Genomic DNA, 16,327 nt, shown 5'->3' on the forward strand with positions numbered 1-16,327 from the left:
ACACTCGCTGTCTTTTTGAGAAGGGGTTTGTTACCGTTCTTTGAATTCAATTATATATTTATTGGATTCAATCTTCTTAACAATCTTCACTAAGATGCCCAAGGGAACTTGTTCAATTTCTTTTTTTCCTGCTTTTCCTATTAGCGCATTAATTAATGCGTTGTCCGTTTTAATATCCGTTCCCATATATGATAATAAAAGATCGATGAACTCAACTCCACCAGCAGATTCATCAATATCACCAATTGTTAAATGATACTTGTCTTTATTTATTTCTACTGTGGCTTTATGTTTTCCCTTTTCATTTAAACCGTTTTTAGTTATAGTTACATAATCATTCTCATAGGTTGTAGGCAGATCTTTGCTATCACCTAATTTAATCGTAATATCAATGTCTTTATTATCCTCATTCTCATTGTTTAAATATCCTTTTATAACAATTGGTTTATTTAATAATACAGTCCTCAAATTCCCCATTGAGATTCCTTCATCACCTAGGTCATGACTTCCTAATAAATCTTTGACAGATAATGTTGTACTGCCTGCTATCTGATATTCCAGCGGAGTAGAACCCATAAGGTTTACTTCTGCTCCTCTAACTTTCACACTATCCAGCACCAATTTCTCGGCATTATCTGCTGTAATTTTCACTCTAGTGAACATATCTTCGTTCGATGTTCCGGTTAAATCAATAACGTTATCTGATGTCATAGCGACCTCATTACCGCCAACTTCTGCTGTAACGTTCTTCAACTCAGTAACTGCCACTGGATTTCCAATAAGCTCAATGCTTTCGTCGGCATTAATGATGCTTCCTTGGTCCTCAACTTTTACTTCTCCCTTAACCGATGGATCTACTTTTATTTCACCGACTACGGTATTTTCTGAGATTTTGATGATTGCATCAGCATTGTTGACAACAACTACGGTATCTTTCAAATCGCCAGAAAGAGTAATATTTTCACCTTTTTTTACTGGATCGATATGAAGTTCAGAAATTTTCACGTTTTCAGCAGCAGTAACTGTTGCCCCTGCTTTGATGGTCAATTCATTAATCGCCGTCCCTGCCGCAAAATTAACATTCTGTTCGTTACCTTTAACAACTACGTTCGATTTATCGAAATTACCTGCAAAGTTAATTGCTTTCGAATGTGTAGATTCTAAATTAATTGTTCCGAATGTATCACCAAGAGAAGAATGCAGATTAACATTTCCACCTGCTTGGTCACTGACTAACAGATTCGCAATTTTCGCCCCTGCTCCAGCTACAATGTTTGAGCCGTTTACATCATTCACAATAAGTTCTTTGGCCGTAATCCCATTAAGATGCAGGCTCTTTTCAGCGATATCCTTTACGACGATTTGTCCGCCATTGTTTTTTAACGCGCTAACTTTTACGTTTTCGAGTGTTATAGTTCCAGCACCTTTATTAACACCGATAATGTTTAAGTTGCCGCCAATATTAGCATTACGGAGCTTAATATACCGTTCTTCGCCTGCTGCCACTGTAACATCCTTCGTGTAAGATATGGTTTTCTCAGGAGTCTTGCCGCCGCTTAGTGTCGGATCTGTAGCTGATTTAGATGTTGCAATGTATAATTTTCCCCAAGCTTTATAATCATCTAGTGTTGGACTATAAGCTGCGTAGAGCTTTTTGTAAAGTTCGCTCGATGTGCCGACATAATTATGTACTTTATTCTCTGATAATAATTTATTCAGACTAGTATAATAGGTAAGTGCTTTTTCATAATCTTCATTATTGAAGGAATTGATGAAATTGTCCGTATCACTCTTAAAGCTTAATGAGTATTTCGCAGTGGAAACGATGGCAGATGCTTTATCGGAGTATTCTTTAGTTAAAGCAGGGCGAGTTGTTTTACCATAAACACGTTTGATTTGTTTATCTAGCTTTTTTAGATCCGTGCTTACTTGATCATATTGTTTTTTTGTATTTTCATTTAGATTAGCAGCTTGTACTCTTTCGTTAAGTACATTACTAGCCGATTTAAGTTCTAATCCCATTTGAACAGCTTCTCTATATTTATCCGTACGTTCGATAACAGGTTTTACCTTTTGAGCAAGACGTGTCTGCAAGACTTTACGTTCTTTTGTATTCTTTACGTTTTTTGTTTCTGCTAAGGCTTTGTTATACGCCGTTTTTGTTTGTTTGTATAATTTATCATTTGGCAGACCAACAGCCGTTTTTGGATTCGCTTTCTTTCTAGCACCATAATTTATATCCTTTTTTAGTTGAACAGCCAATTTCTCTGCTTTAGTTACTGAGTTTTTTGCACTTATTGCAGCATCTGCGTCAATCGGTTGTGCAATAGCCGCAACACCTGTTATAGCAGCGGTAACAGTAAGCAGATTTATCATTTTTTTTCTGTTTAACATTCGTTATCCTCCATATTTTAGAATTTTTGGAATATTAGTTAAGTGAATATTATCACCCGTGGAATATTTATACAACCTTTTGCAAACGAATTGAGAGTATATACACAGCTATTTCAATCCTTTTGGGTAACTTTGTAAATAATCGTCAATTTACTAATCCATGTTTCCTATTCGTCTTTAAACACCTACTTTCACCATAAAATTATGATAATATTAACAAAATTATATGTTTAAGGAAGGGTTGGATATGAATCGCATTATACTAATCACCGTATGTTTATTAGCTATTACTTCAATAACATCAGGTAGCCTTTACTGGAGTAAGCAGCAGCAGGAGACCGTTAACAATGCTAAGGTGACACTTAAAAATGTACAAGCAGCAGAACGCTCACAATCAACAAAGGCTGACCTTCCCGAACAAACTAAAGGTGAGGATAAAACATCATTAAGTGAAATTAAAGACTACTATATTTCTCTTTTCAATGACCTCGAAGTACAGGAAACCAGTAAGGCCGATCAACTTCTTGTACAAGCAAAAGCCGATCAGGTAAGCGGAAAATTTTCCAAAGCTGAAGTAACGACGAAGTACCAGGATTTATCTCAGAAATTAGAGCAAAACGCTGATCAAACATTTGATCTTTTGTATGAGGCTGTACATGCTGATTTAAGCAAGAATGGTCACAGTACAAGTGAGGCAAAAGAGTTCAAAACCACCTATCACACTAAGAAAAAAGAACGAATTGACCGCATTATGACGAAGTTAAATAAAATGTAAGCAAAAAAGCTTCCTGCTGGAAGCTTTTTTTATTAAAAAATTCCTAATACCTTTTTTCGCTTAACACGGTGTGGTTCCTCTTTGTAAACATTTTTCCCCGAAACTAAAAGTTGAGCATTTTCTTGAAAATAGTAAATACGGTCTACCCCATATTTCTTTTCAAGTACTCTATAAGCTTGCGCCAACTGAAAAGGTCTACTTGTTGTATTATGAGCATCGGATGCGATAAAGTGGGTCAACTCTGCCTCTATCAGCTGCATACTGAACTTTTGTATGGTCTTACCGAAAAAACCGGTAATACTGGAGGCCGTTATCTGTGTAAGCGCACCATCTCTTACGAGGTCAAATACTAGTTCTGGTTCTGCAATCATTTCTCGGTTTCGCTCAGGATGGACGATAATTGGAATCAGCCCGTTCAATTGGATATCATAAATCAGTTTTTTTGTATATCTTGGAACATGATTAGAAGGAAATTCAATAAAGAGATATTGACCGCTATTATTGAGCGGCAATATCTCTTCCATTTTATATTCTTCCAGTAACTCTCCGAATATACGGACTTCCTGTCCAGGCAGAATAGTGAGGTTAATATTCTCTTCAGCTAATCGTTGATTCATTTCCTGTACTTTTTCCAAAATCAACGACTTAGGATTAATGTATTGGCCGTTTTTATGATGGGGAGTGGCAATGATTGTATCAATACCGTCCAGAACTGCTTGTTGAGCCATTTGAAGACTTTCAGTCAGGTTTTTTGGCCCATCATCCAATCCTGGTAACAGGTGACAATGAATATCTATCATTATTTTCTCCTCTTCTACTCTCTATTACTCTCCGTAATAATAATAGTAATTGCTGTCACTCATTTTCTTCTGATTTAAAACAACTCCAAGCAGCTTGGCATTAACTGTTTCTAATAAATCCTTTGCTTTAAGCGCTGCATCCACTTGGGTTCTTCCACTGTTCACAACCAAGATTGTCCCATCGCATTTATTACCAAGAATCTGTGCATCTGTGACAGCGAGCACTGGAGGAGTATCAATCAATATCACTTCATAAGCGTCATATAAATCTTCTAGCAGTTTATCCATAGCCTGTGAGCCAAGCAATTCAGCTGGATTCGGTGGAATAGGCCCAGTAACAAGGACCGATAAATTCTCGACTTCCGTTTGCTTGACGGCCTTTTTAAAATCAGTCTGCTTGCTTAAGACATTTGTCAATCCAATTAAATTAGTTAGCTGGAAAGTATAGTGTACAGTTGGCTTTCTCATATCTCCATCGATTAACAGCACGCTTTTCCCTTGCTGGGCAAACACAACAGCGAGGTTGGCAGCCGTTGTGGACTTGCCCTCTGCAGGACCCGATGAAGTCACGACGATGGATCGGATTTGGTGATCTAGTGAAGAGAACTGTATATTCGTACGGATCGTTTTATATTGCTCAGAGACTGGTGAACGAGAGCTTGTATGCGTAACTAATGTCCGGCTGTGCGCCATTGTTCCATGCTTTTTAGTATTCATTTTATTTTGCTTCAAGAGATTCACCTCGACTGCTATTTTTCCTGCCATTTTGCCCACTGTACGTTTGCTTTTCTTCTTTTGTAGAAATGACCTGCACAGCTCCTAGTACCGGAAGACCAAGAAGTTTTTCTACATCTTGTTCAGATTTCACCGTATTATCGAGATATTCAAGCAAGAACGCAAGTCCAATAGATGCCATTAACCCAACTATAAATGCAATTGCCATATTGAGTACAGGCTGCGGTTTAACCGGGACTGGATTTTCACTTAGCTCAGCTGGAGAAAGAATATGTATATTATCAATTTGCATCAACTTAGCAATTTCCCGTTGAAACACTTTCGCTATCTCATTCGTAATCAAGACCGCTTTAGCTGGATCATTATTCTGAACGCTTAATGTGACAACTTGTGATTGACCTTCTTGGCTGACACTCAAACTGCCATTCAATCCAGAAGGTGTCGTATTCAGATTTAATTCCTCAATTACTTGATCCAATATGTATGGACTTTTCATGATGACATTATAGGTTTCAATATATTTAGCATCTGCATCAAAACCTGCAATGGATGCCAGAGCACCTGCAGCTGCTTGACTAACCAAAATCTGTGTAGACGATTTATATACGGGTTTGATTAAAAAATAACTCATTGCTCCACTTATTGCCGTTACTAATAAAGTAATACTAATAATTAAAACAATCCTCTTTTTTAATGTCCCAACTAACTCACGTAAACTAACTGTTTCTTCCATAATTCCCTCCAACACAATCTTTATTTATTTATAAAAAATGCCCGCCTATATTTTCTTATAAACGAGAATGATTGGCTGTTTTACCTCATGCAGAATTTGTGAATAATTCTACAAAAGAAAGTTCACCAGTGAAATCTATTGTTAACTTATTTCCGTGTACAATTTCTCAACAGCTGTTTTGAATGTTTTTAATAAGTGAAAATAATCATACTTTGACCTTTTACCAATGAGGACGACACTGTTTTCATCCGTTCTTAGATATAACTGAGTTTTGGGGATTCGAGTGAACCGTAGCTATTAATTATAAGTTACCGTCTATAGCCCTTCACAAATGGACCAGTTTCCTGAAAAATAACCTATCTTTTTTCTAAAAAAACCCCCTTCTTGATAAATATATAAATTTATCTCACTTCATTTTTTCCATTTTAACCTATATATCGATTAAATTGGACATTTTTAACGAATAAGCGACGAAAAACTAACTATTTTCCTATATGAAAAATAGTTGATAAAAATAAAAAAAACTCCTGATTTTTACATCAGAAATCTCTTTTTTTGATACTTTTAGAAACCTTTAATAACGAATTTCTTTCCCATTGGTCTTTATTCATTTCTTTCGTATCAAAATAACTAAAAGCCGACTCTATCAACGTTTTTTGAAATTTAATCAATCGATTGATTAACTAATTTTTCTTAATCAATCGATTGATTAAGAACTTTTTTGTTACTGAGCAACTTTAAATGTGTAAGCTCCACCGCCATATTGAATCAGTACATAATACGTTCCTTTAGGTAAAGTAACCGTATGGGTACTTTTAGTTGGTTTTTTCACATAATAATCGGTGCGGATTTTGGCATATTCCTTTCCTTTCGCATTTACGATTAAGAGATCACGCTGCTTTTTAGGGGTATTGTTATACGTAAGACTTACTTTTCTTTTTTTAGTGACGGTAAATTTAAAATAATCCTGATCGGTGAACTCTTGAAGGGCACCCGAATAGTTTTTTCCAAACGTAATCACATTCGATTTCTTAACGGTATCATTGTCTTCTCTTTCATAGTAATTACTGCTCTTAAAGTTCACTTTCATCTTATATGCCGTATTATATATCCCCGAAATAGCGACATAATACGTTCCTTTGCTCAAGCCGATTTCCCGGACCTCATTCCCTTTACTCTTTGTCGTCGTATAGAAACTCGTCAATTTCTCACCTTTACTAGTAAGGACTTCCACATACCAGCTTCGTTTCGTATTGGTTTGCACCGTAATCGACAAATTACCATTTTTCTTTAACTTTGCCTTGTACACATGTTCATAATTTCCATTCCCAGTTGAAAGCTTACCGGTTAAATTTTTGTTGAAACTAATTGTTTTTGCCTTCTTAAGATCTACGGCGGCAGAAACAGGCTGCAAAAGCTGCATCGACATCACACTTACCAATAAAAAACTAATAAAGCCTTTTAAAAATTTGTTCATGAACATCACCTTTCAATTTTTATTTATGTAAAAGAATAACTTATGTAAATATATCTATATTTTACATAAATTACTAACTAATATATACCCTAATTTTCATTATTCAATCATGACTTTCTTCCTATTTTCCAACCTAAAAAAACCAACATCCTCATAGGAGAGATGTTGGTAATTACTTTGGCACTAATTAACTAACATATGTTGAGGGAACAAATCTAACTCCTTGTCTTTTTTTAGCGGGTTTCTTCTTCTTTTTCTTCTCTTTAAATGGTGATGCTATCTTCTCACCGTTCGAATGATAGAAGGTAATCAGGCTAGCGTCTACGTGTTTTCCTTTTTTCCATTTCTTCACGTGTTCAGCACCGCGGATTTCTTTAACCTGATTGTTTTCAATTAAGACTTCTTTCACCTTTGATCCTTCAAAGTCTACGATTGAATTTGGCTTCTTAGGACTGATGATAATCTTCGTTTTCTCTAGTCCTTCACCATTTAGCGTAGCCGTTGCTTTTACCCAAATACCTTCTTTAATAGACGAGGTACGATCCATCATGACTAAAGAATTTTCAATATCAACCACAAGTTTTTTAGCTTTGTAACCGACCAGATTATAAATTTTATTGTATTTCTTTTGAGCCGTTAATTCAGTTTGAATAATCAGCGGATCATGATCGCTTGCCCGGCCATCTGCTTCTGTAAATGAAGAGTTAATATGGACAATTTCTGCTTTTGTCTTAGCCGCCATATTGTTGCTCACAAGGATATGGTCCAGCACCTGTGAATTCCCTTGATACGTGTAGGAATAGCGTTCAGCAAATGGTACGGTATCAACCAAATTCGTCATTTCTTTTCCTTTTAACATTTCAAGGGGTTTTGAGAATTCGAAATCATTGAAGTCTCCTAATAGCACGACATTCGCCTGCTCATCCTTCGCTTTCACATCTTTCACAAACCCATTTACGATGGACGCAATTTGCAGGCGTTGAATTTCACTAGAAAGCACTGGCGGCTGATTTTTACCGAATAGTGGTTGATCGCCGCCTTTGGAATTAAAATGGTTCGCTACAACAATTACCTTTTCACCATTAAATTCAAATTGTGCTGCAAGCGGCTTACGGCTTGAAGCAAACGCTGGATTCGTTGGATCTATACGTCCAGGATTTAAGGTGAGTGTACCCTCACTGAAGCCAACAGCCTCTGTTGCAGTGCCTTTCACGCCAGGAGTTAACGATATTCTGTCTTGCTTATATAAAAACCCGACACGTATATTCCCACCAGGAGCACCGCCATCTTGATTATTTTCCGGTGCAATATCTGTATATTGATAAACAGGCCCGCCTAGTTCGTTAATTTTCCCTATTAACTTCTCATAACTTTGAGCAGCATCTGTGATTCCCGTGTCTTTTGCTCCATCATTATCTTGCATTTCTGTTAACCCAATAATATCGGGTGATTTTAAATTCGTCACAATGGCTTCAGCTAATTTAGTCAATTTATCATCAGCAGATTCTGCTGAGAAATTTTCAAGATTATAAGAAGCAATTGTCAGCTTCTTTTGGTCTGCTTCTATGGAAGTGACTTCCCGCTTTGTGCCTCCATCTTTCAATTCAGGCAATTTTGCTTTATCCGTTAGTACTTTATAATTACTAAAACCATAGCTGACCACACCTGTAACGTTCCCGGCAAAGTAATCCCCTGTTTTGGCCACGTAATTCCGGTCATTAATCAACAGGCTGATTCTTTCAGGGTTCCCATCAGACTCTGTATATTTAAGGCCGCCTGCAGCAGTATTCGTTCGGTAGTTCCCCGGCACGACAATCACTTCACCATACTCCTGTGGTGCAACTACTTTTGGAGAATCCAGCTGAACAAGCATCCCTTCTAGACTTTCGTAAAAATCAATACCATCTGTATCTGGATTAAATACGGCTAATGCATCACTATCAATCTTCTCTGTCGGTGGAATACGATCGACGCCAAGAATAACGGGTTTCGGTAAAGCTTGTCCTCTTTGAACCGTCGTCATTTCTGATACATTGATTTCTGTCATTGTCAGATCAGTATTTTGCTTATCAGAATAGCCATCTAGAACGAATTCTTTCACCTGTCCAGAAACCTTCATCAGGTCACCTAGTTGAACTCCGTGGGCTTTTTTATAGACAAGAATTCCTTCTGCCGTGCGCTCATCAATGTCACCTTCTGGATCCTGCATATAAAAGTTGTTTGCATCTACGATATGCGTGACAACACCTTCGATATCAGCAACAGACTGATTTTCATAGGGAGAGGCATGACCGATACCCTGAATATCGTGTATGCGCGGATCCCCAACTTGAATGGTATACGTAAACGTGGATACCGTACTGTCTTTTAAGTCTTTTTTAACTGCATACGCTTTAATAGCTGTTTCCTTTTCAATCACGATAGCTTCTTGATAGACGCTGCTCGATGTGGATGGTTCTGAGCCGTCCGTAGTGTAATAAATGGTTGCTCCATCTGTGGCACTTGCAAGAGTAATCGAGTCCCCCGCTTTAATCATGCCGCTTCCAGGTGCAGCTGCCACTTCTTGAACCTTCGTTGAATCCTGAATTACATCCAACTTACTTCTTGGAATCAGTTGATACACGTTTTTATAGGAACCTAACACACCTGTAATTTGCTCATAGCTTGTCCCAACTGTCAGGAGATCCGCATCATTCGGACGGATAGAAAAGCTTGTTCCTTGTTCATCCTTAGCCGTATAAACACCGTTAGTAAGCGATTCGACATGTACATTTTTCATAGACACTAGTGTCGCTTCTTTCGATTCATCAAGTTCCGACGCTGTCACTAGGCTCGCTTGCGGCACTTCAGATTTTTCAATCACTGTGACATCTGATTTCTGAACTTCTAGTTCTAATAGAGACTGATAATCTACTAATTTACCTTTTACTTTAACCAGATCGCCAGTCTCAAGTAAAAGTCCTGCACCGTATACAACAATTCCTGCCGTCTCATCTTGGATATAGACAGTTGTATTGGTTCCCGTAAATACTGCAGTGACGATTCCAGTTGTTACTGCTGCACTGCCAACCTCTTGTTTTCGAATGTCCGTAATTGGACTTGATGTTAAAATACTGTATTCAAATACAGCCACTTCGCTGTTTTCTAAACTAGGAGCCAGCGCTACCGCCTTAATCGTCATGGCTGTATCAATTGTTATAGGTGATTCATATTTGGTACTTGATGCACTTGGTTCTGATCCATCAACCGTATAATAGATTTCAGAATCAACCGTTTCAGAACGTAAACTTACCTTCGTTCCTTTTTCTACTCCACCGTTTGTACTGGCTATAACGGTTTCAACTTGATTCGAGTCTTCCTCTTCCACCATACTTCCGGCCGTTAAGTCCTTCATACCTGAAACAGTAAAGTACGTTTTCAGTTCACCGGTAACGCTTACTTTTTTTCCTAAATGAGCGGGTGTGGTTTTTAACCCTAATAAAGTCCGAAGTGTTGAGCCGCTCTTTAACTCAACCGGCATAATTTTAGCAGGATCTGTTTCTTCAGGAGAATCCGCAATAGCAATGTTCGTATCCGCATATTTTGCTGGATCCTTCGTGTACGACTTGGTGCCTGTAGTATATCCTACAATGTACCCTTCTACAGTAGCCGTACCAGTATTACTTTCGATTGCTTTACCTACTGTTATTACGTCCGCTGCCAATGACTTATCCGCATTAAATGGAGTCATTAAACTAAAAAGTAACGCTAAAACCAAACCTAAGTTTATCTTTTTTCGCATGCCACACACTCCTTCAATTTAATTACTTGAACCAAGACTAACTACTGATGAAATTTTACAAATACTGACTCATTACCCAAATATATAATAAATTTCAACAATTCAAACAGAGTACAAAGAATCAATAATTGCTTTATCTGTAAAAAAACAACTACTATCTAAAGTGAACGATCCTTCATAAAATCAACTGCCATTATGAAAAACAAAAAATCCGGATAGCTAATAAGCTTTCCGGATTTTTGAATTATTTACTTAGTTACCGTTGCAGAGATATCGACAATTCTTCCCTCAATCTTCGGTTCAACTGTTTTTAATTTAGCTGCATAATCGCGCAGGTTTTCCCAATCAGATAAGCCAAGATCCGTTACACGACCTGCTTCATAGGCTTTCTTGAAGACATCAAACCCATCTCCGCCTTTGGCTGTAAATGCGTTCGTTGCAACAACGTATTCAGCAGTAGGAATCAGTTCTGAAAAAGTTTGATTTTTCCCTACAACTTCCATCTTCTGTACACGGCTGCCTGCAGGCTTTGTGCTGTCATAGGTAAACTTCATACCTGAAACATGTAGGAACCCGCCATTTTCTAACGGTTCTAGACTTACGCTGTGTTCTAAAGCCTCTTTAATTTCAGCACCGGTTAATTTCATGGTAGCCAGTGTATTCCCGAAAGGAAGCGTTGTTAATACCTCTCCTACGGTAATATCTCCTTCATTAATCGCTTCACGAATTCCACCGCCATTTTGGAAAGCAATCACGGTTTCAGCATTATATTCTTTAGCTTTATCAAGCATTCCATCTGTAATAAGGTTCCCTAACTCGGTTTCATTTTTACGGACACTTGGAAGTGCATTATTGCCATTAGTACGCGGATTCGTTAACGCTTTGACCGCTGTTGCTCCTGTTGACTTTGCTTTCAATTCCTTAATAACACTTGAATACTTCTCAAGTGACTTGGCTACTTCAGGATCATCTGCTTTATCAGCAGTCTTAATTAACTTCCCTTCATGCTCCACAATTTTGCCTTCAGCATCAAAGTTCACATTTAATTTCCCGACAAAGTCGCCATATTGATAAGCCTGTACAATCACCGTTGGATCTTTTTCTTTGCCATTATTGTCTTTAGCAATCACTACTGGTTTGTCTAATTGCGTATGGCTGTGACCGCCGATAATGACATCAATGCCACTGACAGCTGCAGCTAAGATTTGATCGTTATCATAAGCAGGGTTATCATCAAAGCCAAGATGGTTCAGCGCGACAATTTTATTCACACCTTGCTTTTCCAATGCTGCCACAGATTTTTTGGCGGCTTCAATATAGTTCTCAAATGCAACACTGCCAGGACTTGAGATGTCTATTGTTTCTTCTGTGGTTAAGCCAATAAATCCAACATTTTCTCCCTCAACGTTTAAGACCACTTCACTATAGATCTTGCCGTTTTCCGGCTTCATGGTCAGCGTATCAGAATACAAAGGACTTAAGTTTGCATCTTTTGAAAAATCAACATTTGAACTAATCATTGGGAACTTAGCTTCCTTAATAAAACTTGCCAGCGCCGCATGTCCTTGTGGTGAAGTCCCTAGATCAAACTCATGATTACCAAACGTCATTAGATCGTAGTTCATCACGTTCATGAACTCAACATCTGCTTGTCCTTCGAACTTATTAAAATACAGTGTTCCAGAGAATACATCACCAGCATCCAGTAAAAGTGTATGAGGATTAGCAGTGCGTTCTTCCTTAACCACCGTCGCACGTTTGGCCACATTATCTAAATGGGCATGTGTGTCATTGGTGTGCAATAGGGTTAGGTTTAACGGTTTAGGTGCAGTTGCTTTTTCATAAAGCCCTTTATTCTTTTTCACCACTGCAAGAAGGTTAGCCGCAAGCTTTGTCTCTTTCGTAGAGATAGCGGCTACGTATTTCTCTGCACCGGTAATAATGTCTCCTGCTTTTTCAAGATTTGTTTCAATCAGCTTGCCTGATTCAATTTCTTTGTATGCTTGATAGATGGCCATTTCGTTATTAACCGATGCAGCCTTCGCTTTTGCTGGTACGGTATAGGTTTTTTCTAGGACAGCACGTACCTTTGGTCCATAAACCTTAGCTGTTGCTTTTTCAAAAGCAGTAATTTTCGTATGTAAAACGGTTTGAGTCTTAAGAACATTCTTTTGTTTTCCACTCGTAACGGCTGTATCAAAATCAGCCTGTGCTCTTTTAAGATTAATATTTGTAGCTAGCACGTACTTTTCTGCACGCTCAAGATAATATTTTTTATCTGTTAACTTCTTCATGTAAGCCGATTTTTTGGTCTTGCTTCCACCTTTTTTGTTGATTGCATCAACAGCAGCTTGGTATGCTTTCTGTGCATCCTTTACAGCACTTCTTGTTTTAGAAAGAGAAGGTAATTGGCCTTTTTCGGCTGGCTGCTTATAGGTATGAAATGCTGTTTTCATTTTCGTAATCGCTGAAGAAATAGAATGATCAACTGAATGTGTGGCTGCCTGTATTGGTGAAGCGGCTGCGATGGCTGAGACTGCGATGGCGGATGCTGTAGCGAATTTAATTGCTTTCTTTTTACTCATTCGGTAAGTGTTCCCCTTCCACTATCTAAAGTAGTCCATTGGAACTAAAATGTCCAATAGCTTAAAAAGCACATCTCTCTCTCGTTAGACTTAACGATCAGCTACGGTGTCTCACTCATTCAGTAAGCGCTCTCTATTTAACCAAAAGTTATTCTATCAAACGATGAGTACATATGACTCTATCATAATATAAGTTATCAGTAAATTCTACCTATTTTACAAGTACTTAACATATTTTCATCAGTATCTCTAGTTATCCAACCATAGTTCCGACAAAGGTTTCCCCTATAAAGAGCAACCATATCTATTATTCCTATTACTGGATAACGACTTCCTTTATTTTATAGTATAAAATAGAAGAACTAGATTATTTTATTAGGCATTTGACTATTTCCGAAAAGACTATCAATATGGACGAATAATGATGTAATTAAGGCAAGAACTATATAGAAAGAAGGTATGTATCATGGCAAAAGAAAAGAAAGAATTTGTCTGTACAGAATGTGGTTTCTCTCATGCAAAATGGGGAGGGCAATGCAGCTCGTGCAGAGAATGGAACACGTTAGAAGAGAGAGTGGTAGAAAGCAAGAGCGCTGCAGCTACGCCTACAACCCCACGAAAGAGTCTTGGGAGAGGCAGTAAGCCAGTCCGACTTAAAGACGTGAAATCCAGTAAACAATCTCGAATTCTTGTGACGGACCAAGAATTTAATCGTGTCATGGGTGGCGGGATTGTCCGCGATTCCATTACGATTATTACCGCTCCTCCTGGTGCCGGTAAAAGTACGCTGTTACTCATGATCGCCGAACAATTAGGTTCATCTGGGTTAACCGTATATTATGCTTCTGGTGAAGAAAGTGTTGATCAGATAAAAGAACGTTCGAACCGTGTAGCGCCCAACATTGCGGATAATGTATGGATCCAGTCGGAAACCAATATGAATGCGATCGAAGATAGTCTAAATGACGTGGACCCGGATATTCTAATTATTGATTCGATCCAATCGATGTATGTAAATGAGCTTCCGGCTAGAGCTGGTTCTCCTACCCAAGTTGATGAATGTGTAAATCGGTTAATCGGAATCGCCAAAAATCCAGACCGAAAACGAGCGATTTTTATCGTTGGTCAAATGACAAAAAAAGATGAATTAGCCGGGAATCGTAGTATGGAACATGCGGTGGATACGGTATTGTATTTAGAAGGAGAACGTACCCAGCAAATACGCTATGTGTATGCGGAAAAGAATCGATTCGGAGAAACGGGCGAAGTGGCGCTATATTCCATGGAACAAGCCGGAATGATTCCGATAACCAATCCTTCGGAGTTCTTTATGACGAAAAGAAAGAGCCCTGTGCCAGGAAGTGCGTTGACGGTTACAAGAGAAGGAACCCGGAATATCGTCGTCGAAGTCGAATCACTAACCGAGAGTTCGATGTATGGTTTCCCGATTCGCGTATCAGAAGGCATCAACAAACAAAATCTCCAAATCATGACCGCCATCGTAGAAAGAAGCGGCGTACGTCTGAGTGATAAAGATGTGTATGTAAAATTTGTCGCCGGAATGAAACCGAAAGAAACCTCTGTCAATTTAGGCATTGCGATGTCTATAGTATCGAGCGTGCAAAAAATGGGCATTCCCACAGACACGGTGTTTATCGGTGAAGTCGGATTAACTGGAGAAATTAAAAACGTACCGTACCTTGAAACACGGATCAAAGAACTGGATCGATTAGGCTTCCGTACCGTATACATTCCTAAAGGAAATCTAAGAGAGCCGATTCCAACAAAGAACCTGAAAGTCATTGAAGTCGGAACCCTTAATGAAGCGATTAGCTCGGTCTTTTCAGCCAAATCAAAAGCGGTTACTCCTTTTTAAAAATATTGGAAAATAGTTACATTTATAAATTCAAATGAAAACCGCTTGCCAAAATGGCAAGCGGTTTTGTTTTTGATAGATCCAATCATGCTAGATAAACCATTTCTGTAATCGCAGACTGGTACTGCCGATTACGGATTCCATTTTCTCACCATTCTGCACCCCTCCATAAATTTCTTATACAGTTTTTCAACGGCATCCTGCTTTTCCTCTCGTGTGGTTTGGATATAGAATTTTGCCGTCATATTTACGGTGGAGTGCCCAGTCAATTTACTGACTGTGGTAAGGTCCACGCCTTTCCTAAGTAACCTTGTGGCAAACGTATGTCTAAACAAATGAGGATGCAGTTTGAATCCCACATCCTTTGAAACCTTTGCTAACCAATCTCGAACCGCATCCCTATGCATTTTTTCTGATCGTTGGCTGACCAGTAAGTACTCGCTCTCACGATATCGAGATTGTACCCGTTCCCCTTGTTGATACTGTTTAATAAGTTGCAATACATCCTGTCTTCGTAAACTTATCTCTCGAACCTTTCCACCTTTTCCTCGAACGGTAAGGCTGGACGTTAAAGCATCTATATCGGCTAGCTTTATATTGACTAACTCCGTCACACGAATACCTGTATACAACAGAATATAGGCAATTAATTTATTTCTACAACTCACTTTTGTCTGTTCCTCCAGATAGAATAGTAGTCTTTCGACCTCCTCTCCCGATAAGGCCGTAACCATATGTTCACTTCCAGAAGCGATTTTCACCTGATCCTTTTTAAGCTGGATATAATTTTCATCTACTATTCCTTTCTTTTGTAAGAAATCGTTATATACCTTTAAGCTATTAACTTTCTTATTGATGGTCGTAACGGCAAAGTCTTTATCAAGCAACAACTGCTTATATCTGACAAAAGAAAAGCGGGAAAGAGGCTGCGATTCATCCGAACTCTTTTCCCTTAGATACTGTTGAAAACCCTTTATATCGCCTATATAGGATTCAATTGTTTTTGGTGCTCTGCCTTCTTCTGTAAGCCACTGTCGGAAACCTTCCAGTAAGCCACTCATAAACTTTCCTCCAAATTAAAAGAGCCATGAATGCTTTATTTGCATCCATGACTCTTAGTTTTTAATACTAGCGATGATCAGACAGACTCTCAACGAGGGCCACCTCTTTC

10 protein-coding genes are annotated in these 16,327 nt (G+C 38.5%); 2 read left to right on the plus strand and 8 right to left on the minus strand.

Going from position 1 to position 16,327, the window contains the following annotated elements:
- Positions 1–30: 30 nt before the first annotated feature.
- Positions 31–2,394, minus strand: coding sequence for a hypothetical protein (locus MHI18_RS10115; protein ID WP_340847230.1), 2,364 nt, complete (start codon positions 2,392–2,394; stop codon positions 31–33).
- Positions 2,395–2,641: 247 nt separating this feature from the next.
- Between MHI18_RS10115 and MHI18_RS10120 the strand changes: the two genes are divergently transcribed.
- Positions 2,642–3,169, plus strand: a complete 528-nt coding sequence (locus MHI18_RS10120) for a hypothetical protein (RefSeq protein WP_340847231.1) — start codon at positions 2,642–2,644, stop codon at positions 3,167–3,169.
- Between the two features lie 32 nt (positions 3,170–3,201).
- Here the strand turns inward: MHI18_RS10120 and MHI18_RS10125 are convergent, their stop codons facing one another.
- The 6 genes from MHI18_RS10125 to MHI18_RS10150 form a co-directional block, all read right to left on the minus strand.
- The gene (locus tag MHI18_RS10125; RefSeq protein ID WP_340847232.1) at positions 3,202–3,969 is read right to left on the minus strand and encodes a tyrosine-protein phosphatase; all 768 of its coding nucleotides are present in this window, start codon (positions 3,967–3,969) and stop codon (positions 3,202–3,204) included.
- Between the two features lie 24 nt (positions 3,970–3,993).
- On the minus strand, positions 3,994–4,686 hold the full coding sequence (locus tag MHI18_RS10130) for a CpsD/CapB family tyrosine-protein kinase (RefSeq protein WP_340847233.1): 693 nt from the start codon (positions 4,684–4,686) through the stop codon (positions 3,994–3,996).
- Position 4,687: 1 nt separating this feature from the next.
- Positions 4,688–5,437: a YveK family protein gene (locus tag MHI18_RS10135; protein WP_340847234.1), complete on the minus strand. Its 750-nt coding sequence runs from the start codon at positions 5,435–5,437 to the stop codon at positions 4,688–4,690.
- A gap of 724 nt (positions 5,438–6,161) precedes the next feature.
- Positions 6,162–6,914 carry a hypothetical protein gene (locus MHI18_RS10140; protein ID WP_340847235.1) on the minus strand — a complete coding sequence of 251 codons (753 nt, stop codon included), beginning with the start codon at positions 6,912–6,914 and terminating at the stop codon, positions 6,162–6,164.
- A gap of 187 nt (positions 6,915–7,101) precedes the next feature.
- Positions 7,102–10,695: an FN3 associated domain-containing protein gene (locus MHI18_RS10145; RefSeq protein ID WP_340847236.1), complete on the minus strand. Its 3,594-nt coding sequence runs from the start codon at positions 10,693–10,695 to the stop codon at positions 7,102–7,104.
- 248 nt (positions 10,696–10,943) lie between these two features.
- Positions 10,944–13,280 carry a 5'-nucleotidase C-terminal domain-containing protein gene (locus MHI18_RS10150; RefSeq protein ID WP_340847237.1) on the minus strand — a complete coding sequence of 779 codons (2,337 nt, stop codon included), beginning with the start codon at positions 13,278–13,280 and terminating at the stop codon, positions 10,944–10,946.
- A 466-nt stretch (positions 13,281–13,746) separates the two neighbouring features.
- Here MHI18_RS10150 and radA point away from each other — a divergent pair, with 466 nt between their 5' ends.
- Positions 13,747–15,156 (plus strand): DNA repair protein RadA, encoded by a 1,410-nt coding sequence (radA, locus tag MHI18_RS10155; RefSeq protein ID WP_340847238.1) that lies wholly within the window; start codon positions 13,747–13,749, stop codon positions 15,154–15,156.
- Between the two features lie 131 nt (positions 15,157–15,287).
- Here the strand turns inward: radA and MHI18_RS10160 are convergent, their stop codons facing one another.
- Positions 15,288–16,217: a tyrosine-type recombinase/integrase gene (locus MHI18_RS10160; RefSeq protein ID WP_340847239.1), complete on the minus strand. Its 930-nt coding sequence runs from the start codon at positions 16,215–16,217 to the stop codon at positions 15,288–15,290.
- Positions 16,218–16,327: the final 110 nt, after the last annotated feature.

Source organism: Peribacillus sp. FSL H8-0477, assembly GCF_038002765.1.
GTDB lineage: Bacteria > Bacillota > Bacilli > Bacillales > DSM-1321 > Peribacillus.